This is a genomic window from Halorubrum tropicale (assembly GCF_001280455.1).
GTDB lineage: Archaea > Halobacteriota > Halobacteria > Halobacteriales > Haloferacaceae > Halorubrum > Halorubrum tropicale.
The window spans coordinates 29,872-56,396 of sequence record NZ_LIST01000002.1 but is presented as its reverse complement, the minus strand read 5'-3'; the positions used below and the strand labels follow the sequence as shown (position 1 = coordinate 56,396).

Below are 26,525 nucleotides of genomic sequence, written 5' to 3'. Positions count from 1 at the left end.
ATGTTCTTTAATTTGGGATCTGCGAACGAATTGTGAATACAGACAATTTTAATAGACGTTACGTTCTCTGAAGCAGGTAGATGCGACCGAATTCGGATTCGGACGCGGTCCGGACTCCGGCGGCGGTCGCGTGACGGCTCGAACGATGTCAGGACGCACCTCGAAACGGACGGTCGGAGCGCTCCGGGAGACGGCGAACGCGTCGCCCGTTCCCGTCGCACTAACACGGCTCGCGTGGACGCTGTTCGCCGCGAGCGTCGCCGTCCTCGTCGCCCGACTCCGACTCGGCGGACCGTGGGAGGTCCCCGGCGCGGTCGCCGTCGACGGGCTGACCGTCCTGATGTGGGTGGTGGTCACGTTCTTCAGCGGGATCGTCCACAGCTACTCGCGCCGCTACATGGCCGGGAGCGCCCACGAGACCGACTTCTTCCTCGGCGTCTTCGGGTTCACGCTCGCCGTGATGGCGCTCGTCGCGGCCGACCACGTCGCGCTGTTCTGGACCTGCTGGCTGGCGATGGGGCTCCTGATGGCCCGGCTCGTCGGCACGGTCGACGGCTGGCCGCAGGCCCGCGCCGCCGCGAGCGTCGCCCGGCGTCACTTCCTCGCCAGCAGCGCGCTGCTCGGCGTCGCGCTGACGGCGCTGTGGCGGACGACGGGCGAGACGACCATATCCGGCGTCGCCGCGAGCGCCGACGCCCTCGGCGGGCCCGCGTGGCTCGTCGCCGGCGCCGCGCTCGTCCTCGCGGCGATGATCCAGTCGGCGCTGATCCCGTTCCACGGCTGGCTGCTCTCCTCGATGACCGCCCCCACGCCCGCCTCGGCGCTGATGCACGCCGGGTTCGTCAACGCGGGCGGGATCCTGCTGCTCCGCTTCGCGCCCGTCGTGACCGTCGAGACCGGGCTGATGCTCACTATCGTGGTCGTCGGCGCCGCGAGCGCCCTCGGCGGGAAGCTGCTCAAGACCGTTCGCTCCGACGTGAAGGGCGAACTGGGCTGCTCGACGGTCGGGCAGATGGGCTTCATGATCGTCCAGGCCGGGCTCGGCTTCTTCGGCGCCGCCGTCACGCACCTCATCCTCCACGGCTTCTACAAGGCGTACCACTTCCTGAGCGCGGGCGACGAGGTCGAGCGCGCGGCCCCGGGAGCGACCGGCCACGACGCCGGCGGTACGGGCGTCGTCGGCGCGGTCGTCGTCCTGCTGACGGGGCTCGCGGGCGGCGCGACGTTCGCGCTCCTGACGGGGAAGGGGACGAGCGTCGACACCGGGCTGCTGCTCGCCGGGTTCGTGACGCTCACGACGCTCCACGCAGCCCGGAGCGCCGTCCGGCAGACCGCCCTCTCGACGGCGGCCCGCTACGCGGCGGTCCCGCTCGTCGCGCTCCCGGCCATCGGCGTGTACGCGCTCGCGTATCGGGCCGTCTCGGGGGTCCTCTCCGGGCTCCCGCTCGTCTCCGCGCCGACCGAGCTGACCGCGGTCCACGCCGTCGTCGCCGTCGCCTTCCTCGCGGCGTACGTCGCGGTCGAGACCGGCGTCCACGAGCGGAGCGAGCGCCTCTACGTCGCACTGCTGAACGCGGGCCAACCGGCCTCGAACACCGTTCTGACCGCCACGGAGGAGTACAATGACAACTGAGACCGGTACCGACGACGCCGACGGCATCGAAGCGGAGATCGACGCGGCCGCGACCGCGGTGGGCTCGGTCTGGCCGGTCCACTCGTTCGTGACCGCGAACCCCCTCGCCGGTTTCGAGGACCTGCCGTTCGACGAGGCCGTGAGCCGGGCGGCGACCCTGCTCGGCGGCCGCGGCTACCCGCGCGCGGAGACGTTCCGGGCGGCCCTCGACGAGGGGCGGATCGACCCGGAGCGTCTCGACGCGGAGCTGACCGACCGGGGATACAAGATGGACCCGGAGGCCGTGCTGGAGCGGCTGGCGGCGGCCGAGGACGCGGGCGGGGCGAGCGGCGCCGGCGAGGCGGACAGCTCGGACGCGGGCGCCGACCGCGTCGACCGCGTGCTGACGAAGTGGCTCTCGGCGTTCCTCGACGAGGGGCAGGCCGAGTGGTCGATGCCGAACCGCGAGGCGGGGTTCTACGACGCGTTCCGCTCGGTGGCCCGCCACGACGACGAAATTCCCGACGACGGGCTCGTCGCCGACCTGCCGGCGTCGCCGACCGAGGCGATCGAGACCGCGCTGGCGCCGTATCCCCGCGAGCGGTGGGAGGCCGTCTTCGAGGCGCAGTTCGCCGCGCTCCCCGGGTGGACCGGCCTGCTCAAGCGGCGCGCCGACGACGGCGGCGCGTGGCAGTCCGCGTACCCGATCACGCTGACGGGGTACCTCGCGGCGCGGCTCGCGCTGGCGGACTCCCTCGAGGTCGACCTCTCGCCGCCCGAGACCGACGGGCCGGCGGTCGAGCCGAGCGACGAGATCGCCGGCGCGTTCCTGAGCGCGTGGGAGGCGACGTACCGCGACGGGCTCGTCGAGCGCGTCGCCGCCGAGAGCGAGGCCCGCGGGGAGGAGCGCGGCGCGCGCGCCGACGGCGGCGCGTCGGGTCGCCCGGACGCCCAGCTGGTCTTCTGTATCGACACGCGCTCGGAGGTGATCCGCCGGCACGTCGAGGCGACCGGCGACTACGAGACGCACGGGTACGCCGGCTTCTTCGGCGTCCCGATGGAGTACAGCGGCTACGGCGCCGACGTGTCCGTCGACGCCTGTCCGCCGATCCTCGACCCGCAGCACCGCGTCGAGGAGGTCCCGACGGACGGCGCCGCGCGCAGGAGCCGCGACCGCTGGGGCGGCCTCGCGGAGGCCGCCGGCGAGGTGGTCGAGACGCTGCGGTCGAACCCCGCCACCGCGTTCAGCTTCGTCGAGGGCGCCGGGAGCGGGTACGGGCTCGCGCTCGCCGCGCGCACGCTCGTCCCCGGTCGGGTACGCGACCTGCTCGGCGGCGCCGACGGCGCGATTCCGGGCGACCACGAGTTCTGCGACCCGGGCGTCCACGGACACGACGCCGACGGCGAGGGGCTTCCGACGGGGCTGTCCCGCGACGAGCGGGTCGAGTACGCCGCGACCGCGTTCGAGCTGATGGGGTGGGAGTCGTTCGGCCGCCTGGTCGTCTTCACGGGCCACGCGGCCGAGACGGCGAACAACCCCTACGACTCCAGCCTCGACTGCGGCGCCTGCGCCGGCAACCCGGGCGGGCCGAGCGCCCGCGTGCTCGCCGCGATCTGTAACGACCCCGAGGTCAGGGACGGACTGCGCGAGCGCGGGATCGACGTGCCCGACGACACCGTCTTCCTCGCCGCCGAACACAACACGACGACCGACGAGGTGACGCTGTACGACCGCGACGTGCCCGACTCGCACGCCGCCGAGCTCGAACGGCTGCGCGCGGACCTCGACGCCGCCCGCGAGCGCGCCGCCGACGAGCGCACCGGCGGGGCCGCCGCGGGAGCGGGCGTCCGCGAGACCGAGCGCCGCGCCGGCGACTGGGCCGAGACGCGCCCCGAGTGGGGGCTGGCCGGCAACGCCGGCTTCGTCGTCGGACCCCGCGATCTGACGGACGGCCTCGACCTCGACGGGCGCGCCTTCCTCCACTCGTACGACTGGGCGACCGACCCGGACGGCGACGCGCTCGAAGCGATCCTCGCCGGACCGATGGTCGTCACCCAGTGGATCAACGCGCAGTACTACTTCTCGACGGTCGACAACGCGGCGTACGGCAGCGGGTCGAAGGTGACGCACAATCCCGTCGGGAACGTCGGGGTCTACCAGGGCAACGGGGGCGACCTGATGACCGGCCTCCCGCTCCAGTCGGTCATGGCCGCCGACGACGAGCCGTACCACCTGCCCCTCCGGCTCTCGACGGTCGTCCACGCGCCGGTCAACCGCGTCACCGAGATCCTGGCCGACAACGAGTCGGTGGCGGGGCTCTTGGACAACGGCTGGCTGTCGCTGACGGTCGTCGACCCGACGCGGGACCACCGCGCCTTCGAGTACGAAGGTGACCTGACGTGGGAACCGACTCCCGAGGAGGCCGGAGCGGACGCGGAACCGAGCACGGCCCCCGCCGTGGCGGACGACTGAGATCACGGCCCGCTCGGCGAGGGTGCGTCGCCGATTACCTCTGGGTGTAATCCGCCGTGTAACCCCGTTCAAACCGTCATCGCGGCTGTTCCGCGGTCCGTAGGTGCGGGTCCGCGTCCGGTTTAGACACGTGCCCCGAAGTTTTATTAATTCAGGTAATTTAGTTATTACCGCACAATAGTGACCGGAGACCATCACTCCCGAGTTGCGACGGATCGATCGACGGCCGTCCGGGAACGAGCCGTCGGAGCGACGGGACTAATGGCGCTCATACTCCTGTCGGTGGCAGCGATAGTCGACGGTGTTAACTGGAAGCTCGTGGCGGTCTCTTGGACCGCGTTCGCGGCGATGGCCGTCGGCGCACCGCTCGGAGCGCGTGCGGTGCGGAGCAGCAACCCCTTGGAGCCGGTCTGGGGGTACGGGCTGGCCAGCGGCGCGATGGTGACCAGCGCCGCGCTCTTCTTGATCCCCCAAGCACTCGGTCAGCACGGCCGGCTCGGCAGTCTCGGCATCGCGATCGGTTTCCTCGGCGGGTACGCCGGCCACACGGTCGGACACCTGTTCACACATCGGGAGCTGCCCGTCGATCGAACGACGGCTGAACTGACGGTTCACGCGCTCTCGGCCGGTGCGATCATCGGCGCGATCTACGCGGCGATGCCCTCGCTCACCTCCGTTCTCGGTATCGCGCTCGTCTCGCACAAGGCGCCCGCCGGGTACGCCGCGGCCCGTCGCCTCGCCGAGCGGGGGCAGTCGGTCATCGCCCTGCTGTTGCCCGCGGCAGCGGTCGGCATCGTGGCTCTCCCGGTCGGCATCGCCGGGGTTTCGCCGGAGAGCGGGCTTCGCGGGCTCCTGTTCGGCATCGCCGCCGGCGTGTTCCTTCACGTCGCCGTCGATCTGCTGCCGGAGTGTACCACCGGGAGCGAGACGTGCCCGGTCGACGCCGCGGACCACGACGCCGACGGTCACCAGCTCCGGGACCGGCTCCGCCGCCACGCCGTCCTGAGCTCGATCCTCGGCGGCGTCGCGGTCGTCGTGGCGTGGTGGGCCGCGGTCTGACGCGCGCCGAGGCCCTGACGGCGCCCGCCGCCGCCGACTGAGTTCCGCGGATCCCGGAGCGGCCGTTCCGGCCGGCGTTCGGTCCGGGACCGCGCCGGCTCATCGGGTCGCGAGCGAGAGCATCGAGGCCGGCCGACGCAGCGCGGGCGCGAGCGCGTCTTCGAGAAGGGCCACACGACGAGGACAGGACGGGAGCGGGTTCGGCCTCGCCATCGTCGAGCGCATCGTCGACGCGCACGGCTGGGACGTACGCATCGACGAGGGGGCCGCGGGGGGCGCCCGCATCGAAATCGTCACCTGAACGCCAGGTCGCCCCTCCCGAACCAGGGTCGGCGTTCGCAAGGGGAGAGCCGGTTCAGACGCCGGGCACCCCGAACGCGCTGATACCGAGCCCGAGAACGCCGTTCAGCACGGCGATGACGACCAGGGCGGCGGCCCACGCGACGAGTCCTATGACCGCCGCGTCCCTCCAGCCGCCGGGGTACCGCCAGTTGATCACCCACACCCACGCGACCAGCGCGACGACCGGACCGATCAGCGGGATCAGCGATCCGAGCGCCCAGGCGAGGGCGCCGAGCAGCGCCGTGACCACGGCGTGCGAGTAGTCGTCGACGCCCGCGACGATCCGACCGCTGACGTAGATGCCCAGGCCGCCGACCAGCAGCGCGACGACGAACGAGACGATTGCTCCGAGAACCATGCGTCGGACATCGCCGGTCTGACGGATATAACAGGGGGGCAGCGTCAGGCTCGGTGACAGGTTCCGAGCCGGCGGCGCGGACTGTGCCGGGTCGGTGACGGAGACAGCGGCCGGACCGTCGACGCGGCGGAAGATCGGAGGGGCCCGGGCGCCGGTCAGTACAGCAGTGCGTCGTCGCTCTCGATCATGTACAGCGACCGGGCCGCGATGTTGACCGCGTGGTCGCCGACGCGTTCGAGGTCGCGGATCGTGAGCAGGAGCCGCGAGACGTTCCGCATCGTCGCCTCCACGTCCTCCTCCTCGCGGAGTTCGTCGCGCTCGATGAGGTCGCGGACGACGAGGTCGCTCGCGGCCTCGCAGGCGGCGTCGAGGTCGTCGTCCGCCTCGGCGACCGCGTAACAGCGCTCGGGGTCCGACTCCGCGTAGGCGTCCATCGCCTCCTCCAGCATCGCCAGCGTGTCGTCGCCGATGCGCTGAACGTCGACGTCGGGGAACGCCTCGCGGTCCGCCCGCTTCGCGTACTCCCCGAGGTTCGTCGCGAGGTCCGCGATCCGTTCGAGGTCCGTGATGATCTTGAACGAGGCGGCGATGAACCGCAGGTCGCCCGCGACCGGCTGCTGTAACGCGATGAGGTCCGTACACCGCCCCTCCAACTCCAGGTAGCGGTCGTTGATCTCGGCGTCGCCGGCGATCACTTCCTCGCCTAACTCCTCGTCCTGCCGTTCGAGGGCGTCGAGCGCCTTGCGGAGGCGCTCGGCGACCACTTCGCTCATGTAGAGTACGTCGTCGCGGAGCCCCTCTAACTTCGTCTGGTACTCTTCGCGTGGCATCGTGTTGGCGTATCCGCCACGCCGGACGCACTAAAACACGTCGGCGGAGGCGACGCCGCGCGGTCCGGCGGCTCGGTCGAAGCGTTCAAACCCCGCGGCGACGAGGGGGCGAACATGCAGAACCTCGAAGACATCGTCCTCGACGAGAACGAGGAGGCCCTCGCCCCGGCGGTCGTGATCGCGACGGTCGCGCTCCTCGCGGTGTTCGTCGTCGGAATCGCGGTCTCCCTCGTCGGACTCGTCGCCTGAGGAGGGCTGCCCGCGCGGCGAGCGCGGTCCGCTTCGGCGAGGCCCCGCGCACGGCGTTTTTTGTTCCCGCGGGCGGTCGGGACGGTATGGACGGCCGGATACTCGCCGACCTCCTCGACCGCAACGACGACCACGTCGCTGCGCTGTCGCCCGACTCCTTCGACCGGCACCGCGACGAACAGCGGCCGGGCGTGGTCTCCGTCTGCTGTTCCGACTCGCGCGTCTCGCAGGAGGGGATGTTCGCCGTCGACGAACCGGGGTACCTCTTCGCGTCCGGCACCATCGGCAACAGCGTCAGCGCCGTCGTCGACGGCGAGCGGGTCCTCGACGGGAGCGTGGCGTATCCGCTCGGACACACCCACACCGAGGTGCTCGTCGTGGTCGGCCACACCGGGTGCGGCGCCGTCGACGCCGCGCTCACGGCGGCCCGCACAGGCGAGTTCCCGAGCGAACCGGGCGTCCGCGCCGACGTCGAGGCGCTGCTGCCGATCGTCGAGGACGGGCTGAGCGATCCGCGGGTCGTCGGCGGGGCGACCGACGAGACGGGCGGGGACGCGGCGGGCGAGTACCGGGGCGACGACGCCGACCCCTCGCTCCGCGACCGCCTCGTCGAGCACAACGTCCACGAGCAGGTCGCGTTCGCCCGCGGGCGGGAGGAGGCTGCGGACGCGACCGTGTACGGTTTCGTCTACGACCTCCACGGCGCGTACGGCGACCGCGACGGCGCCGTCTACCTCGTCGACGCCGACGGCGAGCGCGACCCCGCCGCGCTGCGCGACCTCGTCGGCGAGGAGCGCGCCGACCACGTGGGGACGCTGCTGGGACGGTAGGGCCGGATCCGGGCAGTACTCCCCGCGACGCGGGCCGGGGGGCCGCATCCGACAACCGTTTCACGGCGACGCCCGAATGGGGTTCAAATGGACCGACGCGTCCTGTTCGCGACGCTGATCCTGCTTGCCGGCGGGGCGACCGGCGTGGGCGTGGCGCTGTTCGCGTTCGTCGGCGTCGACGACGCCACCACGGGGACGACGGTCGTGTGGGAGTCGGAACCGGCGGCCGGCGACGACGGCAGCGGCGCCGTGGTCGCGACCGTCGACGGCGACCCGCTCCTCCTCCGGCCCGCGGTCGAGAACGGGTCGCGGGTCGTCCGCGCGACGATCGTCGGGACCGATGAGACCCCGTGGACGGTGCCGATAGCCGGGCCGGACGCCGAGCGCGGCGGCGGCGACGACGGGGACGGCTCCGGCGACGGTCCCGTCGGCGTCAGCGGCCTCGCGACGGGCACCCTCGGCGGCGACCCGGTCGTCGCGCTCACCACGGCGTCAGGCGGGCTCGTCGTCGTCGACGCGGCCGACGGGGCGAGGCGGTTCGCGGTCGACCTCGGCGGCCCATCGGGGATCCGCCCCGCCATCGGCGACCTCACCGGCGACGGAAGCGCGGAGGTGGCCGCGGTCACGGCCGACGGGGGCGTTCTCGTCGTCGACGGCGAGGGCGACGCGGTCGCGGAGGCCTCGCTGTCGGGCGAGGTGACCCGGCGACCGCTCGTCGCCGAGCCCGACGCCGAGGCCGGCGAGCGGGGCGGGCTGGCGGTGCTGACGACAGCCGGCGACCCCGCGACGGTCCACATGCTCGACGCGAGCGGCGGGACGCGCTGGACGACCGAGCCGAGCGTGAACCCGCTGAGTTGGAACGCGGCGGACAGTCGCGACGGACCGGTGCTGGCGCTCGGCGGCGCGAACGGGAACATCGAGACCGTCGAGACGAGCGACGGCTCCGACCGGTACGAGGTGAAGCTCCAGGACCGCCCGATCGCCGTGGGGGACGCCGACCCCGGTCGGGTGTACGTCGGCGGCTCCGGGAGCGTCTGGGCCGTCGACCTCCTCGACGGCGAAGTGGTCTGGAAACAGCAGTACGGCGCCTCGACCCGGATCAACGAGCCGCGGATGGGCGACGTCGACGGGAACGGCGAGCGCGCGCCGGTCGTGGTCAACCGCGCCGGCGAGGTGCTCGCGATGACCCAGCAGGGCGAGGTGCTCGCCCGGGGCGGCCCCGCCGATGTCGTCGTCTACGGCGGGCCCCTGTTCGCCGACGTGACGGGCGACGGCGGCGACGAAGTGATCGTGGTCACCGACGACGGGACCGCGATCGCGGTCGACACCTGAGCCGGCGGGGGACCGTCGCTGTCGTTTATGTGCGGTCCGTCGGGAGAAACCGGACGACAGAGCGGAACTCTCCGGGAGAATTCACCGGAAACGCGGTGTGTCGAGCGAGCGATGGCTCTCCGGAGGCGGGGCGGCGGCGAAAAGCGAAATCCGCGAGCGGCGTCAGTGGTCCTCTTCCTCGTACACCCACGCCGAGGTGTCGAGGTCGTAGTCGACGAGTTCCTCGTCGTCGAAGAACAGGTCGATCTCGCGCTCGTTGGCGCCCTCGTCCTCGTGGTCCGACGCGTGGATCACGTTGTGGCCGAGGTCTAAGCCGAAGTCGCCGCGGATCGTGCCCGGGGCGGACTCGGTCGGGTCGGTCTCGCCGACCATCGCGCGGACCTGTCGGGTCGCGTCCGCGCCCTCCCACACCATCGCGAAGACGGGGCCGGAGGTGATGAACTCGACGAGGCCGTCGAAGAACGGCTTATCCTCGTGCTCGCCGTAGTGCTCCTTCGCGAGCTCCTCGTCGAGCTGAACGAACTTGCCGCCGACGAGCTTGAGCCCGCGCTCCTCGAAGCGAGAGACGATCTCGCCGATGAGGCCGCGCTGGACGCCGTCGGGCTTCACCATCACGAACGTGCGCTCGTCGTGGTGGCTCACTGCTCGTCGCCTCCGGCTCGGTGGCCCTCCTCGGTCCACTCGACGTCGCGCGCCTCGCGGCCGAGGAAGTAGTTCTTCTCCGCCTTCGAGTCGACGAAGTGGAGGACGGTGCCGTCCTTCTTGACGAACATCGTGCCCGTGCCGGGCTCGATCTCCTCACCGCTGTAATCGCAGGTGCGTGTCTCGACCATTGGTTATCGGCCTCCGATGGAGTCGGCGTCGCGCTGGGTCTCCCGCAGCTGGAGCACGTCGCCCAGACGGACGGGACCCAGGACGTTCCGGGTGATGATCCGGCCCTGGTTCGATCCCTCCTGGATGCGGCACTTGACCTGCATGGCCTCGCCGTGCATCCCGGTCTTGCCGACGACCTCGATGACCTCCGCGGTCGTCGAGTCGCCGGTGCCCTCTTCTGCGCTCATGGGAGGTTATCGGAGCTCCGCGACCTTCTCGCCGATGTCCTCGACGTCGTCGTCGGCGTCGCCGGCGTCGACGACAGCGGCGGCGGCCGAGCCGACCTCGAGGCCGGCGGCCTGTCCGACCTCGTCCTGGGTGTCGACGAAGGCGACGGGGATCCCCTTCTCCTCGGCGAGCTCGGGGAGGTGCATCACGATCTCCTCGGGGGAGACGTCCTCCGCGACGATGACCAGGTCGGCGTTGCCGCGCTCGACGGCCTTGGTGGTCTCGTTGGTTCCTTTCTTCACGGTGCCGGTGTCTCGGGCGACCTCGAGCGCTTCGAGGGATCGCTCCGCGAGGTCCGCCGGGGTGTCGTAGTCTACGTAAACGGGCATATGTTGTTCACCTATCCTCCGTGTAGGCTCGCGTGTCCGTCCCGTGGTCGGTCCCTAACGGAACGGCACATCATCGACCCCACAGAGGCTGTGCCCCGTCGTAGTCCGGACATCCATAAAAGCGCTTTCAATGTCCTGCGCGTGTGCGAGCGGGGATCACGGGGCGAAACCGCGGGCGGGGGAACGGACGGCGCGCGAGCCGCCCCCGGCCCGACCGCGCGGGCGCCGGCCGACTCCGCGATTTTTAAGCCCCGCTCGCCCCTCCCGTCCCACATCGAATGGTCCGCCTCGTTCACTACTCCGACATCGAGAACGTCTTCGACGCCCCCGAGCGGGCGGCCCGCCTGGCCGGCCGGATCCGCGCGCTCTCGGGGCCCGACGCCGCGGTCGTCGCCACCGGCGACACGACCGCGCCGGGCGTCCTCTCGCTGGTCGCGACCGGCAGGCAGGTCCTCGACTTCTACGAGGCGACCGACACCGTCCTCGACACGTTCGGCAACCACGAGTTCGACTACGGGCCCGACCCGCTCCGCGACCTCGTCGCCGACTCGCCGGCGACGTTCGTCTCCGCGAACGTCCGCGACGAGGACGGCGAGCCGTTCGGGCGCGCCGAGGGCGTCGTCCCGTGGGCGACGCGCGAGGTCGACGGCGAGACGGTGGGGTTCGTCGGCGTCACCGACCCCGCGACGGACTCGCTGAACCCGATGGCCGCCGACCTCTCGTTCGACGACCCCGTCGCCGCGGCGCGCGACGCGCTCGCGGAGATGCGGACCGCGGTCGCCGAGCGCCGGGACCGGGGGGCGCCGGCGAGCGAGAGGGGCGCGGCCGCCGGCGCCGACCCCCTCGATCGCGTCGTCGTCCTCTCGCACCTCGGCGCGGGCGACGACGACCTCGCCCGCGGGCTCGACGTTGACGCGGTCCTCGGCGGCCACGTCCACAGTCGCCGGAACGAGGTCGTCGACGACACGCTGCTCGTCCGGCCCGGCGTCAACGGGGAGACGGTGGCCGAGATCGACCTCGACGCCGACCCCCCGACCGCGACGCTCCACGAACCGGACGGGGCCGACCCCGCGCCCGGCCTCGAAACCGCGCTCGCGGAGCGGATGGCCGCGGCCGACCTCGGCGAGGTCGTCGACACGGTAGAGAAGCCGATCGAGCGGACGGGCGACGTGGTCCACGGCGGGGAGTGCCGCGTCGGCAACTTCGTCGCGGACGCGTTCCGCTGGGTCCACGACGCCGACGTTGGCCTGTCGAACGCCGGCGGGCTCCGCCAGGGCGACCCGTGGACTGGCGGCGTGACGAAGGCGGACCTGATCAGTCTGATCCCGTTCGAGGAGCCCGTCGCGCTCGCCTCGGTCACGGGCGCGGAGCTCGGCGACGTGTTCCGCGAGATGGCCGCGCCCGACGTGGACTTCGGCGAGGACGACTGGTGGCACGGCCACGTCTCGAACGCCCGGGTCGTCTGGGACGACGACGCCGAACTGATCTTGGAGGCCACCGTCGGCGGTGAGCCGATCGACCCCGACGCCCGCTACACGGTCGCCGTCTCCGAGTACCTGCTCCACTCGGAACACGAGTACCCGACGCTCGCCCAGCGCCACCGGATCGACGAGGCGGACATCCAGTACGAGGTGCTGGCCGACTACGCCCGCGAGCGGGGGATCGACCCCGAGATCGAGGGCCGGATCGAGATCCGGAACCGCGCCGCCGCGGCCGACGACGACTGAGCGGCGAGCGCTACGGTAAGTTCACGTCGACATCGCGCCGGAGCCCGGCCGCCTTCACCGTGTTGTAGAGGAGCATCGCGCGCGTCATCGGTCCCACGCCGCCGGGTACCGGGGTGATCGCCCCCGCCACCTCGCTGGCCGACTCGTAGTCAACGTCGCCGACGAGTTCGTACCCCTTCTCGGTGTCCGCGTCGACCCGGTTTATGCCCACGTCGATCACGGTCGCGCCCTCCTTGAGCATCGAGCCGTCGACGAACTCGGGGAGCCCGGCGGCCGCGACGACGATGTCGGCCCCCGCCAGCTTTCCCTCCAAGTCCTCGGTGCGGGAGTGGCAGACCGTGGTCGTCGCGTTGCCGGTCGGCGACTTCTGGATCAGCAGGTTCGCCATCGGCTTGCCGACGATGTCGGAGCGGCCGACGACGACGGCGTCGGCGCCCTCCGTCTCCACGTCGTAGGCGTCGAGCAGCTTCTGGACGCCGTGGGGGGTGCAGGGCTTGAACCGGGCGTCGCCCGCGACGAGGCGGCCGACGTTCTCCGGGTGGAAGCCGTCCACGTCCTTCTCCGGGTCGATCCGTCTGAGGACCGTCCGCTTGTCCACGTGGTCCGGGAGCGGGAGCTGGACCAAGATCCCGTGGACGTCGTCGCGGTCGTTGAGGTCGTCGATCGTCTCGTACAGCTCGCTCGCGGGGGCGTCGGCGTCGATCTCGACGTGGAAGCTCTCGATGCCGACCTCCTCGCAGTCGCGCTGTTTCATCGAGACGTACGTCTCGCTGGCCGGGTCGTCGCTCATCAGCACCGTGGCGAGCCCCGGCTCGACGCCGGCGTCGGAGAGCCGCGTCACCTCGTCGGCGACCGCGCCGCGCACGTCGGCCGCGACCGACTCGCCGTCGATGATCTCGGTCATACGCGACCGTCGGCGGTCCCGAGGTAAAAGTGAACCGGGATCGTGCGTATCTAGCCCGATTTGAATCAGATCTGATCCGAATTTATGGATCGACTATTCGGGGAACAGCTCCTCCTCGCGCTCGACGGCGTCGATCGCGGCGACCTCCGCGTCGGTGAGGTCGAGGTCGGCCGCGGCGAGGTTCGCCCGGAGATGCGCCTCGCTCGACGCCTTCGGGATCGTCACGACCGGTTCCTTGGCGGCGGCCCACGCGATCGCGACCGCCTCGGGCGTCGTCCCGTGCGCGTCCGCGACCTCGGTTACGGCGTCGACCTCGCGCACCCGCCCGCCGGCGAGCGGCGAGTAGGCGACGACGGGGTAGCCGTGCTCGCGGGCGTGGTCGAGCAGCTCCGGACGGTAGAACAGCGGGTGGAGCTCGGTCTGGTGGGCGGCGGGCGGGCGGCCGAGGACCTCGACCGCGCGGTCGAGGTCCGCGAGCTCGAAGTTCGAGACGCCGACGTTCCGCACGAGGCCCTCCTCGACCAGTCGGTCGAGCGCCGGCAGCGTCGTCTCGGGATCGTAGTCGCCGCGCGGTCGGTGGACGTACAGCAGGTCGATCGCGTCGACCCCCAGTCGCTCCGCGCTCTCGCGGGCCGCGGGCGCGACCGCCTCGCCCCGGAGGTCGTCGATCCACAGCTTCGTCGCGACGGTCACGTCGCCGCGATCGAGGTCGACGGCGGTCAGCCCCGCGGCGAGCCCGTCGCCGACGACGGCTTCGTTGTCGTAGATCCGAGCGGTGTCGAGGTGGCGGTAGCCGACCGAGAGCGCGGTCGCGACCGCGTCCGGGTCATCGATCCCCATCGTTCCGAGGCCGACCGGCGGGAGGTCCATGCGCCGGCGTCCGGGCGACGCGGACAAAAGCCTCCCGTCACGTCGGCGACCGCAATCCGACGCGGCGCCGGAGGCCACGGGATCACTTAGGTGGGCGGCGCTCGTAGCCCGGGGCGACGATGTCAGTCCGCCCTCCGCGTGGCCCCCGCGCCGGACCCGCTCCGTCCGCGCCGCCCGTCGAACGAGCGCCGATCGATCCCCGCGCCGCGTGACCCGGACCGGGACGTGGTCGTTCGCGACGACCGTGGGACGAGTCGAGGTCGCCCCCGACGAGATCCGCGTTCGGAAGGGGCTCGCTCGCGTGGCCGAGACGACCGTCAGGCGCCTCGCGAGCGGCCGAGCGCCGCCCGTCGGACGCGAGGTTGGCTGGTCGGCCGTCGCGGGCGCGATCGCCCTCCTCGGGGCCCTGATCGAGCTGGCCGCCGGGTCCGGGGAGGGGATCGAGGTGGCCGGGTTCGCGCTCGCGACGGCGCTCGCCGGGACCGGCGTCACGGCGCTCCAGAACGCCCGCGTCGAGGTGTCGACCCGCGATGTCCAGTACGTCGCGTTCAGGGACGGCGACGTGGTCGTCGTCCGCGACGACGGCGACGAGGGCGAGACCGTCCTTCGCCCCCGGTCGCCAGCGGCCCGGAACGACGCGGCGCTGGCCTTCCGACTGCGCGGGATCGAGGTCCGCGGCGCGGCCGACGCGGAGGGCGTCTCCCGGACCGTCGTCGACGCGCCGAAGGCCGAACCGGTCGCGTGAGTCACCGCGTCATCGACACCGACCGCTCGACGACCTCGTATCCCTGCGCGGCGAGCACGTCGGCGTAGTACCGCTCCGCGACCCGTCCCTGCGGGAGGCGGCGGAGGTCGAACCGCCGCGTCGGCCGCAGTTCGACGTCGACCACGCTCCCGCCGTCGGCCGCCTCGCGGACCGCGACCGCGTACGACGCCCACGGCTTCCCGCCGGCAGTCCCCTCGATTTCGACCGTCGCGACCGGGCGGCGCTCGGACTCGCCCGCGTCGACCGCGCCGCCGAGCGCGTCCCCGTCGCTCGCGTCGACGGAGAGGTCGAGCTCGACCGTCTTGAGCCCCAAGAGGTACGAGAACTCGTACGTCGCGGCCGTTCCGGACGCGTCTCCGTCGGCGGAGTCGGTCGGGCCGTCGTCGACCTCGCGCACCTCGTCGGCGACGGCCCACTGGAACGCGAGGATCGGCGGTTTCCCGGACGCGAACTCGCGCACGACCGTCGCGGGCGGGGCGTCCGTCCGGAGCCGCGCGGTGCCGCGCCGCCGGAACGCGGGCGCGCGGAGCGCGAGCAAGAGGAGGCCGGCGACCGCCACCCCGGGCCAGAGAGAGAGCGCGGTGACGGCCGCGAGGACGGCGCCGGCGGCGAGCAGCGCGAGCGTCCAACTGACCGCGCGCTCGGCGCGGCGGTAGCGGGCGGTCGCGTCGTCGAGTGCGTCTCGGTCGGTGCGTCGGCGCGACCCGACGCGTGCGGAGGGCGCGGACACGGCTCTGACTCGTCGGGCGCGTAGTTCAGGATTGCGGTCGGGCCCCGGTCGGTCGGCGTCGTCCGCGAGGGCCGGCGGTCAGGCCGGACCGTCGGTCGGCGCGCGGCCGCAGATGCTGACGAGGTCGTGGAGGTCGTCTATCTCGTAGGTCGGGTGGCAGGCGAGCTCCGTCGACCGGCGGTGCGGGCGGCGGAGGAACGCGGAGTCGATCCCCGCGTTGTCGGCCGCGCGCACGTCGGACTCGTTGTCGCCGACGAACAGCGCCGTCTCGGCGCCCATGTCCTCGAGGGCGCGTTCGAGGTAGTAGGGAGAGGGCTTCTTGCGCGAGAGGCTGGCCACCGAGGGCTCGCGGCCGTACGCGACTTCGAAGTGGCCCGCCAGCCCGAAGTGGTCGAGGAGGGCGTCGACGGTCTCCTGCTGGTTCGAGGAGACGACGCCGAGCGAGGCGTCGAGCGCGCGGAGCGCGTCCACGTCGTCGTACGGCGTCTTCTGCCCCTTCCGGGCCGCGTCGATCTGCGCCGCGGCGGCGGTCTCGTCCCTGACCCGCCAGAACTCCGTCGGGTCGACCCCGTACCGCTCGCAGATGTCGGTCAGGGTCGCGGGGTCGACGCCGACGGCCACGTCGTCGACGTGCGAGAGGTCGGGATCCTCGACGCCGAGGCTCACGAACGCGTCCCACGCGGCCTCGCGGAGCGTGTCGAACGGCGTCCGTCCGACCAACACCCCGTCGTTGTCGAGGACGACGGCGTCGTACACGCATCCCCGTGCGGGGGTAACGGGCAAAAAGCTTTCACACGCCGGGTGGACGGCGCCTCACACGCCGAAGAGGCGGAGGAAGAGCCCGCCCAGCACCGCGAGCGCGCCGGCGATCACGCCGACGAAGGGGATCGGAACCGGCAGCGGGATCACGATCAGCGCGACGCCGGCGGCGATCAGGGCGGTCGAGATTTTCACGCGACGACTTGGTCGGCGACACGCAAATACCTTCAGGCGGATTCCGGCGAACGGGCGAGACGTGTCGGCGTGCGCGACGACTCCCGCACTTTCAATACCCGGCCCGTCGAACCCTCGGAGTGGACTATGAACATCTCTGATATCGCGGTCGCGGAATACGTGGAGGTCGACGTCGACGAGCGGCTCGCCAAGGTCCGTTCTATCTTCGAGCGAGAGAACCCCAAGGGGATCGTCGTCGTCGAGGACGGCGAGTACGCTGGCGTCGTCGGCGAGAAACAGCTGGTGCGGTCGCGCATGGAGGACGACACGAAGGTGTCGGCGGTGATGAAGCCCGCGCCCTCCGTCGACCGACACGAGGACGTACGCGAGACCGCTCGGCTCCTCGTCGAGGGCGACGTGAAGATCGCGCCCGTCTACGAAGGGGAGAAGCTCTACGGGATCGTCACCGTCGACCAGATCCTCGAGGCCGTCATCGACAGCCTCGACGCGATCACCGTCGCCCAGATCGCCACCGAGGACGTGATCGGCATCGGCGAGACGGAGAGCGTCGGCCGCGCGATCAACCGCCTCCGAGAGAACGGCGTCTCCCGGCTCCCGGTCCTCGACGACGAGGGTGACCTCGTCGGCGTCGTCACCACGAACGACATCGTGGAGTTCGTCGTCCGCGACCAGGAGCGGCAGGGCAGCGGCGACCGCGCCGGCGACATCGACCGGATGCTCGACATCCCGGTCTACGACATCATGTCGAACCCCGTCGTCACGGCGGCGAACGACGAGACCGCGCAGACGGTCGTCCAGCGCATGTTCGACAACGACGTCTCCGGGCTGGTCGTCACCCCCGAGGGCGCCGACACCGTCGCCGGGATGGTGACGAAGACCGACGTGCTGCGCGCGCTCACGTTCACCGAGCAGGACTCGATGGACGTCCAGATCACGAACGTCGACCTGCTGGAGGGGACCTCCCGCGAACACATCGTCGAGTCCATCGAGCAGGTCGCGGACAAGTACGCGGAGATGCAGGTCATCCACGCGCACGTCCGGCTCCACGCGCACAAGGAGAAGCTCCGCGGCACGCCCCTGATCCAGTGTCAGATCCGCCTCCGCACCAACGAGGGGCAGGTCGGCGGCTCCGGCGAGGGGTACGGCGCCGAGCACGCCTTCCACGTCGCGCTCGACAAGCTAGAGCGGAACGTCTTAGAGATCAAGGGCGTCAACGCCGACGAGGAGTACCGCGGCCAGCTCCTCCGGAAGCTCGGCGAGCTGTGAGCCGGTAGGCCGCCGTCCGGTCCACCGACCGCCCTCTTCTTCTCCGCCTTCCGCGGCCGTTCGCCGCGTCGGCTACCCGTCCGCGCCCTCCGCGAGCCCGTCGCCGACGATGCGGAAGGTCGCGGTGTCGCCCGCGGGCTTCGACCGGTGCTTTTCGAGGGTCACGCGGCGGTTCCCGCCGCGGAACCGGTCGACGCGGAGGATCGCGCCGGTCCAGTGGTTGAGGGTGTTGCCGCCGAGCGCGCGGTCCCGGTCCCCCTCCGGGTCGGTGAACACCTGGTTCGTGATCACCACGGCGACGTCGTGACGCCGGGCGAGAGAGAGGAGGTGGGTCACCTGCTTTGCGACCTTCCGGAGCGACTCGCCGCCCTGAGTGTCGCCGGCGCGCTCCAGCCGGTAGAAGCCCGTCGCGGAGTCTAACACGATCAGCTCGACCTCCTCGGCGAGCTCCTCGGCGTCGCGGACCGCCTCGCGCTGGTCGTCGAAGTCGTACGCCTCCGAGATGACCAGCCGCGAGGCGAGCGCTTCGAGGTCCTCGTCGCCGTCGCCCCGGTCGAGCCGGCCGGCGGCCATCTGCTCGAACCGGTCGATGGAGAGCCCCTCGGTGTCGACGTAGAGGGCGCGGTCGCCGCCGGCCGCGACCTCGACCGCCGCGGCGAGCGCGAGGTTCGTCTTCCCCGCGGCCGGCGGGCCGTACACCTGCGTGACGACGCCGCGCTCGAAGCCGCCGCCCAACAGCTCGTCGACCGGCCGGCAGCCGGTCGGGATCGGATCGCTCACTGGGCCCGACTTGGCCCGCGCTCGTATTTAAACGGTCGATCGCGTCGCTCCGCGAGGGCCGGCCGTCGCGCGGCAGCGATCAGCCGCCGCTCGCGGAGGCGTGATACGTGTGAGAGAAACGGAGACGGCGCCGATCGCGTCGAGCGACGGCCGAAATCCGGTGGTTCGTGCGGACGCGTCGTCCGCGGTGTGAAGGGTTAGTTGCGGACGAGGTTCGTCGCGCGGGGCCCCTTGGGGGACGACTCGATGTCGAACTCCACTTCCTGCCCCTCCTCGAGGTCCGGGCCGCCGACGTCTTCCATGTGGAAGAACACGTCTTCGTCGTCGTCGAGGTCGCCGTCGTCAGTCGAGATGAAACCGTAGCCGCCAGTGTCGTTGAAGAAATCAACCTTACCGTTTGCCATTGCGAATAAACGTACAGCCGGTTGGGGGATAACCCTTGCGAGGGTCACGGTACCACGGGGGTTCCGGACGTTTGTCCACCGGTCTGATCGCACCGGAGCGGCCGTTCACGGCGGCTGGGACCGCTTTCCGGGCGATATCGGTCGTGTTCATCGCGCGCCACCAGGCGCGGGGTTCATTTACGAGCGACCACGTAGGTCGGGCAACGACATGGACCGCCGCAACTTCCTCCGCTCGCTCGCCGCCTCCGGCGCCGTCGCTGGGACGACCGCCACGGCCGGCTGTGCCGGCGTCCTCGGCGAGTCCGGTCCCGAGGGGACGATCCTCGGCCCGCCGGAGCAGACTCGGGGAGACCCGGTCCACCCGATCCAAGGCGACGAGATGCCCGAATTCACCGTTCCCGACCCGATCACGGGCGAGGAGATATCGACGGCGCAGTTCGAGGGCGAGCGCGCGTTCCTGTGGACGATGTTCTACACCAACTGCCCCGACGGCGTCTGTCCGGCCCTCATCCTCCGCCTTCGGCGCGCGCAGGAGGTCGCCGCCGAGGAGGGGTTCGAAGACGAGGCGGCGTTCCTCCCCACCACGTTCGACCCCGAGCGCGACACCGCCGAGGTCCTCCGGGAGTACGCGGACCAGCGCGGGGTCGACCTCGACGCCGGCAACTGGCACTTCCTCCGCCCGGAGACGTACGAGCGCGGCCAGGAGCTGTTCGACGAGGAGTTCGGGCTCAAGATCGAGAAGGCGTTCGACAACGACTACGAGAGCTTGGAGTACACGTTCCCGCACTACGGGCTCATCCTCCTCGTCAACAAGCGTGGGATCGTCGAGCGCGCGTACCCGCGCGGCCCCGCGACCGACGTGGAACGGATCGTCGACGACTTCCGGCGGGTGGTCACGGCGTGAGGCGACGACACCTGCTGGCGGGGCTCGCGAGCGCCGGGGCGCTCGGCGGGGCCGGGGTCGTCGCGACCGGCGGGGTCCCGGACGCACTCGGGGGCGGCGACGCTCCAGAGCCGATCGAGCCGGTGACGCTCGACACGGTCGACGCGCCCGGGAGCCGAGGCGGTGAGGTGACGCTTCCCGCGCCCGGCCGGCCGACGTTCGTCGACTTCTTCGGGACGTGGTGTCCCCCCTGCGCCGAGCAGATGCCGGCCCTCGCGGCGGCCCACGATCGGATCGGCGACGAGGTGCTGTTCGTCTCCGTGACGACGGAGCCCGTCGGCGAGAGGATTAGCGAGGACAAGGTGGTGGATTGGTGGCGTAAACACGACGGTGACTGGCTCGTCGCCGCCGACGTCTCAGCCGAACTCGCGGCGCGGCTCGACGTCGGGAGGTATCCCAGTGCCCGCGCCATCGACGCCTCGGGACGGGTCCGGTGGGCGACCTCCGGGACGCACACCGCCGACGAGTTCGTCGCGGGCATCGAGCGGGCGCTCGACGGATGACGCGGCGACCCGACTCATGACCGACATCTCGCTCGCGACGAACGTCCCGCTGGCCGTGGCTGCGGGCGTAACAACGTTCTTTTCGCCGTGCGCGTACCCGCTCTTACCCGGGTACGTCGGCTTCTACGTGAACTCCGTCGACGCCGACTCCGCGTCCGTCGTCGGGGCGGGAGTTCGAGGTATCGCTGCCGCCGTCGGCGTGCTCGCGACGTTCGCGTTGCTCGCCGGCGCGACTGTCCGAGTCGGCTACTCGACGCTGTCGAACATCACCGTGTTCGAGACGCTCGTCGGAGCGCTACTGATCGCTTTCGGCCTGCTCGTGGTCGCCGGGCGCGCGCCGTCGGTGTCGGTGCCGCTGCCGGAGCGGCGGTCGAGCGTACTCGGATTCGGCGTGTTCGGCGCGGGGTACGCGCTCGCCGGCGCGGGCTGCGTGGCGCCGGTGTTCCTCAGCGTCGTCGCCCGCGCCATCGCGCTCCCGCTGGAGACGGCGGTACTGCTCGTAGGCATCTACGCCGGCACCGTCGCGGTCCTGATGGCCGCGACGACCGTCGCGACCGGCGTCGGCCTCGTCAGCAACGCGAACCGGGTGATGGCCCACGCCGGCCTGCTGAAGCGGATCGCCGGCGCCGTGATGGTCGTCGCGGGGATCGGACAGCTCTACCTCGCGCTGGTCGTGTACTGAGCCCGGGCGCGTCGCGGGCGCCCCGTGCGAGGCGCTCGCACGCCGCCCCATACCTTCTTAACCGATAGCGCGGAATTCCCGTACAGCCGAACCGCTGCGGTTCGGTCCCCGTACCATGAACCTAGACGAATTCACCGCCGCGAACGCACCGACGGACAGCGCGGAACCCTTCCAGCGCGAGAACAGCTACACCTTAGACGTCGACGTCGACGGCACCGTCATGGCGAAGGCCGGCTCGATGGTGGCGTTCACCGGCGACGTGTCGTTCACCGGGAAGGCCTCCGCGGAGGGCGGCATCACCGGCTTCCTCAAGGAGGCCGCCACCGGCGAGGGGACGCCGATCATGGCCGTCGAGGGGCAGGGCCACGTCTACTTCGCGGACGACGGTAAGAAGGTCCAGGTGATCGAACTCGGCGCCGGCGAGTCGATCACGGTCAACGGCGAGGACGTGCTCGCGTTCGAGGAGTCGCTCTCCTACGAGATCAACACCATCGACAGCCTCGCCGGCGCGCTTGCCGGCGGCTTCAGCAACGTCTACCTCGAAGGCCCGGGCTACGTCGCGATCACGACGCACGGCGATCCGATCGTCTTGGAACCGCCGGTGGCGACCGACCCGAGCGCGACCGTCGCGTGGGGCGGCACGTCGCCGGACGTGGAGGTCAACCGGAGCCTCTCGGACATGATCGGCCAGGAGTCGGGCGAGCGCTACCAGATGCGCTTCGACGGCGCCGACGGCTTCGTCGTGGTCCAGCCGCGCGAGGAACACGTCTAAGGCGGGAAGGCGACACCCCCGCGACCCGCGGTTACCGCGCGGCCAGCCAGTCGGCGAAGCCGCCGGTGAGGAAGCCGACGTAGTCGGTGACGCCGAGGACTAACGAGACGAAGATGACGAAGACGAGGGGGAGTCGAACGACCCAGATCCACGCGCCGTCGAAGCCGGCGGCGTCGCCCATCCCCGTCCGGAGCTCCTCGCGACCGACGCCGGGCACGACCCAGCCGACGAACAGCGCGAGCAGCAGCGATCCGAGGACGAGCAGGATGCCGTACGCGAGCCCGTCGTACAGGCCGAGGAAGATCGAGTCGACCGTCACCGGAACGCCGAGCAGGAACACCGCGGCGCCCAGCGCGGCCGACGCCGGGACGCGGGCAACGCCGACCTCGTCGATGAGGTAGGAGACGAGCACTTCGAGGATGCTGATCGCCGACGAGAGCGCGGCGATCCCGACCATGCCGAAGAAGACGATCCCGAGGATCCGGCCGCCGGGGATCCCGGCGAACGCGGCCGTGAGACTGACGAAGATCGCGCCGGGTCCGCCGGAGCCCGGTTCGATCCCGACCGTGAAGAGGACGGGGAAGACGACGAAGCCGACGAGGACGGCGACGAGCGTGTCGATCGTCGCGATGATCCCGGCGTCGGCAGCGAGGTTCCGGTCCTCGCCGAGGTAGGAGGCGTAGGTGATCATCACGCCCATCCCGAGCGAGAGCGTGAAGAACGCCTGTCCGGCCGCGGCGGGGAGTATCTCCGTCCAGTTCGCGGCGATCGTGCCGAAGTCCGGCGAGAGGTAGTAGGCGTACGCCGCGCTCGCGCCGTCGAGCGTGAACCCGTATCCGGCCAGGCCGACGAGGAGCACGAGGATGGCGGGGATCATCACCTTCACGCTCAGTTCGATCCCGCGCCTGACGCCGGCGGCGATGATGCCGACGACGAGCAGCATGAACAGGGCGTGGAAGACGAGCGTGTCGAGCCCCGTCGAGACCGTCTGGTACAGCGCCTCGGCCTCGGCCGGGTCGGTCAGCGTGTACCCCTCGGTGATCCCGATGAGCGTGTAGCGCAGGAACCAGCCGGCGACGACGCTGTAGTACGAGAGGATGATGAACCCGGTGACGACGAACAGCCACCCGGCGGACCCCCAGACGCCGCTGCCGAGTTCCCGCAGCGCGCCGACCGGGTTCCGGTCGGTCCGGCGCCCGATGACGAACTCCACGAGGATCGCCGGGAACCCGATCAGCGCGACGAACGCCAAGTAGGTGATCAGAAACGACGATCCGCCGTACTGGCCGGTGATGAACGGGAACCGCCAGACGTTCCCCAACCCGACCGCGCTGCCGACCGCGGCGAGGATGAAGCCCGCTCGCGTCGCCCACGTCTCGCGTGCCATTTGTGTGCCGGATGAATCCCCGTCCCCCGTAAAAACGTGTCTCTCCGGCGCTCTTACTACCGATAATCGAACATGATCAATCGGTCACCGGCGTCGGCGGAGGGGGGACGGCGCCGCGCGGCCGCGCAGGAACGGCGAGCCGGTTCGCGCCGCGCCGGGGACCGTGAATTTAATAGCCGGACGGGAACCTCTCGGTGTATGGAACGCGTAGACGTCGCGATCGTGGGCGGTGGGCCGGCCGGGTCGTCCGCGGCGCACGCGGCCGCGACCGGCGGCGCGGACGCCCTGGTCATCGAGAAGGGGGTCCCACGGGCCGACCGCGACCGTCTCGGTCCGGACTCGACCGACGCGGCCGGCATCCTGGACTACTGGGTGGACATCATGGGGATCCACCCCGACGAGTTCGACGACGGGGTCGTTCAGCGCGAGCTGAGCCGCGCGGAGTTCCGCGGGCCCGACGAGGCGGCGACGCTGACCTCGACCGGTATCGAGTCCTCGTACGACATGTTCGGCTACACCTTCCAGCGCGCCCGCTTCGACGACTGGCTCCGCGACCGCGCCGAGGACGCGGGCGCCGAGTACCGCGTCGGCACCTCGGTCCGCGGGGTCGACACCGACCTCTCGGTCGCGCCCGTCGACGACGGCCCGCGCCACGTGCTCGACCTCGCGGACGGGGGGAGCGTCGGCGCCGACTTCGTCGTCCTCGCCGACGGCCCGCAGCGGACGGTGACGAACCGCGTCCTCGACGAGTACCTGCCGGCGGACGCGCAGGCCTCCGAGCGGTTGGCCTCCCGCACGGCGAACCACATCGCCTACCAGGAGTACCGGCGCGTCCCCGAGGAGGTGTTCGAGGAGGTGAACGACGCCATCGTCTTCTGGTGGGGCGTGATGCCCGGAGAGACCGCGTACCCGTGGATCTTCCCGAACGCGGACCGGGTCTGCCGCGTCGGCCTGACGATGCCGATCGGCCTCGACATCGACGAGGTGGACGCCTCGGAGTACGCCCTCCTCCGCGAGGACGACGAGTCGATCCCGCAGGGCGGCGAGTACGTCCGCCGCCTCCTGGAGTGGCAGTACGGCGACGAGTACGACGTCGAGGAGGACTTCCCGCTGGTCGAGGAGGCGGGAAAGCGGAACGGGACGGAGACGTACCCGATCTCGTCGACGCGACCGATCGACTCGCCCGTAGACGCCGGCATCGCGGTCGCGGGCGGCGCGATGGGGACGACCTCGGCGTTCCACGAGGGCGGCGACCACGTGGCGGTCCGCACCGGCGCCATCGCGGGCGAACTCGCCGCCGAGGGCGACCTGGCCGCCTACAACCGCCGCTGGAAGGAGGCGATCGGCGACGAGGTCGTCCGCAACGTGACGATGGCCGACATGGTCGCCGACTACGGCCCGGACGACTGGAACCGCGTCATCGGGGCGGCCGACGCGATGCTCGCCGCCGAGGCCGGCGGGAACCTCCTCTCGCAGCCGTACCGGTCCGGCTGGGAGTCGCTGAAGCTGATGCTCGGCTACAAGTGGAACAAGCGCCGGGTGAAGGGCGACTACGTCGGCATCGACGAGAGCGAGTACGTCTACTGACCCGCGGCGCGCACCCCGGTCCGGAGCGGGATACCCAGAGCCAGCGCCTCGCTGGAGGCGCCGTTATCGGATGACCGGCGCCGCCAGTTCGACGGGCTCGCCGTCGAGTCCTCCGACGTCGACCGGCTCGACCTCGTGGGTCGGCCACCGACCGGTCTTCGTGAGCCGCTCGGTCAGCTCCGGCGCGACGAGGTGCGTGTCCTCGCTTTTCGTCCCCTGAACCGTCGGGTTCCACGCGTAGCCCATCGGCCACCGGACCGGCTCGTCGCCGCCGGGCGTCGCGAACCACTCCCGGCCCGCGAAGCCGGCCGCGCCGCCCTGGTGGTGGTTCTCCCACTCGTCGCCGAAGCCGACCGCGTCGTACGCGTCCCGGATGACGCCGAAGACGTCGCCGGCGGTGTCGGGAGCCTCGTCGCCTCCGAAGAGGGCACCGGCCGCCGCGGCCTCGGTAGCGCGGACCGCGGTCGCCGCGACGCGCGCCGCGGCGCGGTGGCGCTCCTCGAACCGGTCCGGGGCGTCGAAGGCGACGGTTCGCGTCATCGAGGCGTACAGGCCGGCGCGTTCGGCGGTGACGGACACGAGCGCGTAGTCGCCGAGCGCCGCGTCCGTCGGCGTGTAGTGGCGGAACGACTGCGCCCGCTCCGCGCCGCCGACGAGGACGACCGGCGTGTCCACGTCGCGGGAGGCGAGCGAGATGTCGATGCCGGCCGCGACCTCGTACTCGGGGTCCTCGGGTTCGAGGTTCCGGCAGACCGTCTCGACGGCGGCCGCGACCTCGCGGCCGAGCTCGCGGTACCGCTCGACGTCGTCGTCGGTGAGGGGCTGTCTGAGCCGGCTCCCGTCGACGGCCTCGAAGCCCGGCACGTCGAAGTCGGCGGCCGCGGGCGCGGGGGAGCGCTCGGCGACCGCCTCCGGGAGGGAGTCGGCGTGCCACGGGAACGACTCGACCGCGAACGCGTCCGGAAGCTCCTCCGCGGCGAGCCGCTCCGCCTCGATGTTGTCGGAGATTACGCGGAGCTCGCCGTCGTAACCGGCGGCCGCGACGCCAGTCGTCGCGTCGTCGTCGACGACGTTGTCGCCGCCGGTGAGCCACGCGAACCCGTTCGGGCGCGCGAACCAGACCGCTTCGAGCCCGCGCTCGGCGAGGTACGCGTCGAGCCTCTCCGTGCGGGCGGCAAGGTCGACCATACCCACGGACTCTCGCCGAACGGGTAAAACCGGTCGGAACCGCGCCGGCGGCCGAGAGGTCGCCGCGCGAGGTCGGTGGGGCTCGACCCCGGACGGCCCGAGACGACGCCGGATGACCCCGGCCGAACCCGAAATCGTCGCCGCGCCGTCTCCTGATCGGGCGCTTGGATCCGCGTCGGCGGGCGGGCGGAAACGAAAGGTTCAATTACGTCCCTCGGAAACGAGAAGATGCGTCAGCAAGCCCATGCGGGTTGGTAGTCTAGTCCGGTTATGACACCTCCTTGACATGGAGGAGGCCGGCAGTTCAAATCTGCCCCAACCCACTTCCTTATACCCGAAAACCGCACGACGGCGAGAGACGTGTGTGCCGTCGAAGGAACTCGGATTACTGTGTTCTCAGATGGCGACGGGCACCGCTGGGGTGACCGCCGACCGACCGCTGATCGACCACCGACCGATGAAATCCACGAACCGTCGATCGAGTAGACTGTCGGAAAGGCGGCACCGCCGACTCCGTCGACCGGCCGGTCAGGACCGGTACCGGACA

The 26,525-nt window shown here is 71.3% G+C and carries 30 protein-coding genes and 1 tRNA gene; 16 read left to right on the top strand and 15 right to left on the bottom strand.

The window, feature by feature from the left end; genetic code table 11:
• Positions 1-145: 145 nt before the first annotated feature.
• The 4 genes from AMR74_RS05390 (at position 146) to AMR74_RS19915 (ending at position 5,445) form a co-directional block, all read left to right on the top strand.
• Positions 146-1,633, top strand: coding sequence for a proton-conducting transporter transmembrane domain-containing protein (locus tag AMR74_RS05390; protein WP_053771046.1), 1,488 nt, complete (start codon positions 146-148; stop codon positions 1,631-1,633).
• Entirely contained in the window at positions 1,623-4,085 is a 2,463-nt protein-coding gene (locus tag AMR74_RS05385; protein WP_053771045.1) for a DUF2309 domain-containing protein, read from the top strand. The genes AMR74_RS05390 and AMR74_RS05385 overlap by 11 nt, the downstream gene beginning before the upstream one ends.
• 261 nt (positions 4,086-4,346) lie before the next feature.
• On the top strand, positions 4,347-5,144 hold the full coding sequence (locus AMR74_RS05380) for a zinc transporter (protein WP_053771044.1): 798 nt from the start codon (positions 4,347-4,349) through the stop codon (positions 5,142-5,144).
• A 37-nt stretch (positions 5,145-5,181) separates the two neighbouring features.
• Positions 5,182-5,445, top strand: coding sequence for an ATP-binding protein (locus tag AMR74_RS19915; protein ID WP_121599837.1), 264 nt, complete (start codon positions 5,182-5,184; stop codon positions 5,443-5,445).
• A 54-nt stretch (positions 5,446-5,499) separates the two neighbouring features.
• Here the strand turns inward: AMR74_RS19915 and AMR74_RS05375 are convergent, their stop codons facing one another.
• Together AMR74_RS05375 and phoU are read right to left on the bottom strand one after the other, a co-directional pair.
• Positions 5,500-5,844, bottom strand: a complete 345-nt coding sequence (locus AMR74_RS05375) for a hypothetical protein (RefSeq protein ID WP_053771043.1) — start codon at positions 5,842-5,844, stop codon at positions 5,500-5,502.
• 155 nt (positions 5,845-5,999) lie between these two features.
• Positions 6,000-6,674 carry a phosphate signaling complex protein PhoU gene (gene phoU / locus AMR74_RS05370; protein WP_053771042.1) on the bottom strand — a complete coding sequence of 225 codons (675 nt, stop codon included), beginning with the start codon at positions 6,672-6,674 and terminating at the stop codon, positions 6,000-6,002.
• Between the two features lie 114 nt (positions 6,675-6,788).
• Here phoU and AMR74_RS19780 point away from each other — a divergent pair, with 114 nt between their 5' ends.
• The 3 genes from AMR74_RS19780 to AMR74_RS05360 all read left to right on the top strand — a co-directional run bounded on the left by AMR74_RS19780 (position 6,789) and on the right by AMR74_RS05360 (position 9,085).
• Complete coding sequence (locus AMR74_RS19780; RefSeq protein WP_255409701.1) at positions 6,789-6,923, top strand: hypothetical protein; 135 nt, start codon at positions 6,789-6,791, stop codon at positions 6,921-6,923.
• Positions 6,924-7,009: 86 nt separating this feature from the next.
• Complete coding sequence (locus AMR74_RS05365; RefSeq protein ID WP_053771041.1) at positions 7,010-7,753, top strand: carbonic anhydrase; 744 nt, start codon at positions 7,010-7,012, stop codon at positions 7,751-7,753.
• Positions 7,754-7,840: 87 nt separating this feature from the next.
• Positions 7,841-9,085 carry an outer membrane protein assembly factor BamB family protein gene (locus tag AMR74_RS05360; protein ID WP_053771040.1) on the top strand — a complete coding sequence of 415 codons (1,245 nt, stop codon included), beginning with the start codon at positions 7,841-7,843 and terminating at the stop codon, positions 9,083-9,085.
• A gap of 162 nt (positions 9,086-9,247) precedes the next feature.
• Here AMR74_RS05360 and ndk read toward each other — a convergent pair whose 3' ends face one another.
• From ndk to rpl7ae, 4 genes are read right to left on the bottom strand one after another with little or no spacing between them, the layout of a single operon-like run.
• Entirely contained in the window at positions 9,248-9,727 is a 480-nt protein-coding gene (gene ndk / locus AMR74_RS05355; protein ID WP_053771039.1) for a nucleoside-diphosphate kinase, read from the bottom strand.
• On the bottom strand, positions 9,724-9,918 hold the full coding sequence (locus AMR74_RS05350) for a 50S ribosomal protein L24e (protein ID WP_004595320.1): 195 nt from the start codon (positions 9,916-9,918) through the stop codon (positions 9,724-9,726). Before AMR74_RS05350 ends, ndk begins: the two co-directional genes overlap by 4 nt.
• 3 nt (positions 9,919-9,921) lie before the next feature.
• Positions 9,922-10,146: a 30S ribosomal protein S28e gene (locus AMR74_RS05345; protein WP_004595321.1), complete on the bottom strand. Its 225-nt coding sequence runs from the start codon at positions 10,144-10,146 to the stop codon at positions 9,922-9,924.
• Positions 10,147-10,152: 6 nt separating this feature from the next.
• Positions 10,153-10,515 (bottom strand): 50S ribosomal protein L7Ae, encoded by a 363-nt coding sequence (rpl7ae, locus tag AMR74_RS05340; RefSeq protein ID WP_006112392.1) that lies wholly within the window; start codon positions 10,513-10,515, stop codon positions 10,153-10,155.
• Positions 10,516-10,793: 278 nt separating this feature from the next.
• Between rpl7ae and AMR74_RS05335 the strand changes: the two genes are divergently transcribed.
• On the top strand, positions 10,794-12,242 hold the full coding sequence (locus AMR74_RS05335; protein ID WP_053771038.1) for a bifunctional metallophosphatase/5'-nucleotidase: 1,449 nt from the start codon (positions 10,794-10,796) through the stop codon (positions 12,240-12,242).
• Between the two features lie 10 nt (positions 12,243-12,252).
• Here AMR74_RS05335 and AMR74_RS05330 read toward each other — a convergent pair whose 3' ends face one another.
• Both AMR74_RS05330 and AMR74_RS05325 read right to left on the bottom strand, forming a co-directional pair.
• On the bottom strand, positions 12,253-13,146 hold the full coding sequence (locus AMR74_RS05330) for a bifunctional methylenetetrahydrofolate dehydrogenase/methenyltetrahydrofolate cyclohydrolase (RefSeq protein ID WP_053771037.1): 894 nt from the start codon (positions 13,144-13,146) through the stop codon (positions 12,253-12,255).
• Between the two features lie 93 nt (positions 13,147-13,239).
• Positions 13,240-14,016 carry an aldo/keto reductase gene (locus AMR74_RS05325; protein ID WP_053771036.1) on the bottom strand — a complete coding sequence of 259 codons (777 nt, stop codon included), beginning with the start codon at positions 14,014-14,016 and terminating at the stop codon, positions 13,240-13,242.
• A 244-nt stretch (positions 14,017-14,260) separates the two neighbouring features.
• On the opposite strand from AMR74_RS05325, the gene AMR74_RS05320 reads away from it, so the two are divergent.
• Positions 14,261-14,761, top strand: coding sequence for a hypothetical protein (locus AMR74_RS05320; protein WP_139042963.1), 501 nt, complete (start codon positions 14,261-14,263; stop codon positions 14,759-14,761).
• Position 14,762: 1 nt separating this feature from the next.
• Here AMR74_RS05320 and AMR74_RS05315 read toward each other — a convergent pair whose 3' ends face one another.
• From AMR74_RS05315 to AMR74_RS19015, 3 genes are all read right to left on the bottom strand, one after another.
• Positions 14,763-15,512: a hypothetical protein gene (locus tag AMR74_RS05315; RefSeq protein WP_053771034.1), complete on the bottom strand. Its 750-nt coding sequence runs from the start codon at positions 15,510-15,512 to the stop codon at positions 14,763-14,765.
• A 78-nt stretch (positions 15,513-15,590) separates the two neighbouring features.
• Positions 15,591-16,268 carry an HAD family hydrolase gene (locus tag AMR74_RS05310; RefSeq protein ID WP_053771033.1) on the bottom strand — a complete coding sequence of 226 codons (678 nt, stop codon included), beginning with the start codon at positions 16,266-16,268 and terminating at the stop codon, positions 15,591-15,593.
• Between the two features lie 57 nt (positions 16,269-16,325).
• Positions 16,326-16,466, bottom strand: a complete 141-nt coding sequence (locus AMR74_RS19015; RefSeq protein WP_167551893.1) for a hypothetical protein — start codon at positions 16,464-16,466, stop codon at positions 16,326-16,328.
• Between the two features lie 126 nt (positions 16,467-16,592).
• Between AMR74_RS19015 and AMR74_RS05305 the strand changes: the two genes are divergently transcribed.
• The gene (locus AMR74_RS05305) at positions 16,593-17,732 is read left to right on the top strand and encodes a CBS domain-containing protein (protein ID WP_053771032.1); all 1,140 of its coding nucleotides are present in this window, start codon (positions 16,593-16,595) and stop codon (positions 17,730-17,732) included.
• Positions 17,733-17,804: 72 nt separating this feature from the next.
• Here the strand turns inward: AMR74_RS05305 and radB are convergent, their stop codons facing one another.
• Positions 17,805-18,512, bottom strand: coding sequence for a DNA repair and recombination protein RadB (radB, locus tag AMR74_RS05300; protein WP_053771031.1), 708 nt, complete (start codon positions 18,510-18,512; stop codon positions 17,805-17,807).
• A 197-nt stretch (positions 18,513-18,709) separates the two neighbouring features.
• Positions 18,710-18,916, bottom strand: coding sequence for a cold-shock protein (locus AMR74_RS05295; protein ID WP_004595330.1), 207 nt, complete (start codon positions 18,914-18,916; stop codon positions 18,710-18,712).
• A gap of 208 nt (positions 18,917-19,124) precedes the next feature.
• Between AMR74_RS05295 and AMR74_RS05290 the strand changes: the two genes are divergently transcribed.
• The 4 genes from AMR74_RS05290 to AMR74_RS05275 all read left to right on the top strand — a co-directional run bounded on the left by AMR74_RS05290 (position 19,125) and on the right by AMR74_RS05275 (position 21,816).
• Positions 19,125-19,820 (top strand): SCO family protein, encoded by a 696-nt coding sequence (locus AMR74_RS05290; RefSeq protein ID WP_053771030.1) that lies wholly within the window; start codon positions 19,125-19,127, stop codon positions 19,818-19,820.
• Positions 19,817-20,362, top strand: coding sequence for a TlpA family protein disulfide reductase (locus AMR74_RS05285; RefSeq protein WP_053771029.1), 546 nt, complete (start codon positions 19,817-19,819; stop codon positions 20,360-20,362). Before AMR74_RS05290 ends, AMR74_RS05285 begins: the two co-directional genes overlap by 4 nt.
• 16 nt (positions 20,363-20,378) lie before the next feature.
• Positions 20,379-21,044 (top strand): cytochrome c biogenesis protein CcdA, encoded by a 666-nt coding sequence (locus AMR74_RS05280; RefSeq protein WP_053771028.1) that lies wholly within the window; start codon positions 20,379-20,381, stop codon positions 21,042-21,044.
• Between the two features lie 115 nt (positions 21,045-21,159).
• Entirely contained in the window at positions 21,160-21,816 is a 657-nt protein-coding gene (locus AMR74_RS05275; RefSeq protein WP_053771027.1) for an AIM24 family protein, read from the top strand.
• A 31-nt stretch (positions 21,817-21,847) separates the two neighbouring features.
• Here the strand turns inward: AMR74_RS05275 and AMR74_RS05270 are convergent, their stop codons facing one another.
• On the bottom strand, positions 21,848-23,203 hold the full coding sequence (locus AMR74_RS05270) for a sodium-dependent transporter (RefSeq protein ID WP_053771026.1): 1,356 nt from the start codon (positions 23,201-23,203) through the stop codon (positions 21,848-21,850).
• 198 nt (positions 23,204-23,401) lie between these two features.
• Here AMR74_RS05270 and AMR74_RS05265 point away from each other — a divergent pair, with 198 nt between their 5' ends.
• Positions 23,402-24,790 (top strand): NAD(P)/FAD-dependent oxidoreductase, encoded by a 1,389-nt coding sequence (locus tag AMR74_RS05265; RefSeq protein ID WP_053771025.1) that lies wholly within the window; start codon positions 23,402-23,404, stop codon positions 24,788-24,790.
• 63 nt (positions 24,791-24,853) lie between these two features.
• On the opposite strand, the gene AMR74_RS05260 is transcribed toward AMR74_RS05265, so the two are convergent.
• Positions 24,854-25,978, bottom strand: coding sequence for a M24 family metallopeptidase (locus tag AMR74_RS05260; RefSeq protein ID WP_053771024.1), 1,125 nt, complete (start codon positions 25,976-25,978; stop codon positions 24,854-24,856).
• Between the two features lie 248 nt (positions 25,979-26,226).
• On the opposite strand from AMR74_RS05260, the gene AMR74_RS05255 reads away from it, so the two are divergent.
• Positions 26,227-26,301: transfer RNA gene (locus AMR74_RS05255), tRNA-Val, on the top strand.
• Positions 26,302-26,525: the final 224 nt, after the last annotated feature.

What these genes read in the sequence shown, in the direction of transcription:
- AMR74_RS05390 (WP_053771046.1), top strand. Translation starts at nt 146, where the DNA reads ATGTCAGGACGCACCTCGAAACGGACGGTCGGAGCGCTCCGGGAGACG.
- AMR74_RS05385 (WP_053771045.1), top strand. Translation starts at nt 1,623, where the DNA reads ATGACAACTGAGACCGGTACCGACGACGCCGACGGCATCGAAGCGGAG.
- AMR74_RS05380 (WP_053771044.1), top strand. Translation starts at nt 4,347, where the DNA reads ATGGCGCTCATACTCCTGTCGGTGGCAGCGATAGTCGACGGTGTTAAC.
- AMR74_RS05375 (WP_053771043.1), bottom strand. Translation starts at nt 5,844, where the DNA reads ATGGTTCTCGGAGCAATCGTCTCGTTCGTCGTCGCGCTGCTGGTCGGC.
- phoU (WP_053771042.1), bottom strand. Translation starts at nt 6,674, where the DNA reads ATGCCACGCGAAGAGTACCAGACGAAGTTAGAGGGGCTCCGCGACGAC.
- AMR74_RS19780 (WP_255409701.1), top strand. Translation starts at nt 6,789, where the DNA reads ATGCAGAACCTCGAAGACATCGTCCTCGACGAGAACGAGGAGGCCCTC.
- AMR74_RS05365 (WP_053771041.1), top strand. Translation starts at nt 7,010, where the DNA reads ATGGACGGCCGGATACTCGCCGACCTCCTCGACCGCAACGACGACCAC.
- AMR74_RS05360 (WP_053771040.1), top strand. Translation starts at nt 7,841, where the DNA reads ATGGACCGACGCGTCCTGTTCGCGACGCTGATCCTGCTTGCCGGCGGG.
- AMR74_RS05350 (WP_004595320.1), bottom strand. Translation starts at nt 9,918, where the DNA reads ATGGTCGAGACACGCACCTGCGATTACAGCGGTGAGGAGATCGAGCCC.
- AMR74_RS05345 (WP_004595321.1), bottom strand. Translation starts at nt 10,146, where the DNA reads ATGAGCGCAGAAGAGGGCACCGGCGACTCGACGACCGCGGAGGTCATC.
- rpl7ae (WP_006112392.1), bottom strand. Translation starts at nt 10,515, where the DNA reads ATGCCCGTTTACGTAGACTACGACACCCCGGCGGACCTCGCGGAGCGA.
- AMR74_RS05335 (WP_053771038.1), top strand. Translation starts at nt 10,794, where the DNA reads ATGGTCCGCCTCGTTCACTACTCCGACATCGAGAACGTCTTCGACGCC.
- AMR74_RS05330 (WP_053771037.1), bottom strand. Translation starts at nt 13,146, where the DNA reads ATGACCGAGATCATCGACGGCGAGTCGGTCGCGGCCGACGTGCGCGGC.
- AMR74_RS05325 (WP_053771036.1), bottom strand. Translation starts at nt 14,016, where the DNA reads ATGGACCTCCCGCCGGTCGGCCTCGGAACGATGGGGATCGATGACCCG.
- AMR74_RS05305 (WP_053771032.1), top strand. Translation starts at nt 16,593, where the DNA reads ATGAACATCTCTGATATCGCGGTCGCGGAATACGTGGAGGTCGACGTC.
- AMR74_RS05295 (WP_004595330.1), bottom strand. Translation starts at nt 18,916, where the DNA reads ATGGCAAACGGTAAGGTTGATTTCTTCAACGACACTGGCGGCTACGGT.
- AMR74_RS05290 (WP_053771030.1), top strand. Translation starts at nt 19,125, where the DNA reads ATGGACCGCCGCAACTTCCTCCGCTCGCTCGCCGCCTCCGGCGCCGTC.
- AMR74_RS05280 (WP_053771028.1), top strand. Translation starts at nt 20,379, where the DNA reads ATGACCGACATCTCGCTCGCGACGAACGTCCCGCTGGCCGTGGCTGCG.
- AMR74_RS05275 (WP_053771027.1), top strand. Translation starts at nt 21,160, where the DNA reads ATGAACCTAGACGAATTCACCGCCGCGAACGCACCGACGGACAGCGCG.
- AMR74_RS05270 (WP_053771026.1), bottom strand. Translation starts at nt 23,203, where the DNA reads ATGGCACGCGAGACGTGGGCGACGCGAGCGGGCTTCATCCTCGCCGCG.
- AMR74_RS05265 (WP_053771025.1), top strand. Translation starts at nt 23,402, where the DNA reads ATGGAACGCGTAGACGTCGCGATCGTGGGCGGTGGGCCGGCCGGGTCG.
- AMR74_RS05260 (WP_053771024.1), bottom strand. Translation starts at nt 25,978, where the DNA reads ATGGTCGACCTTGCCGCCCGCACGGAGAGGCTCGACGCGTACCTCGCC.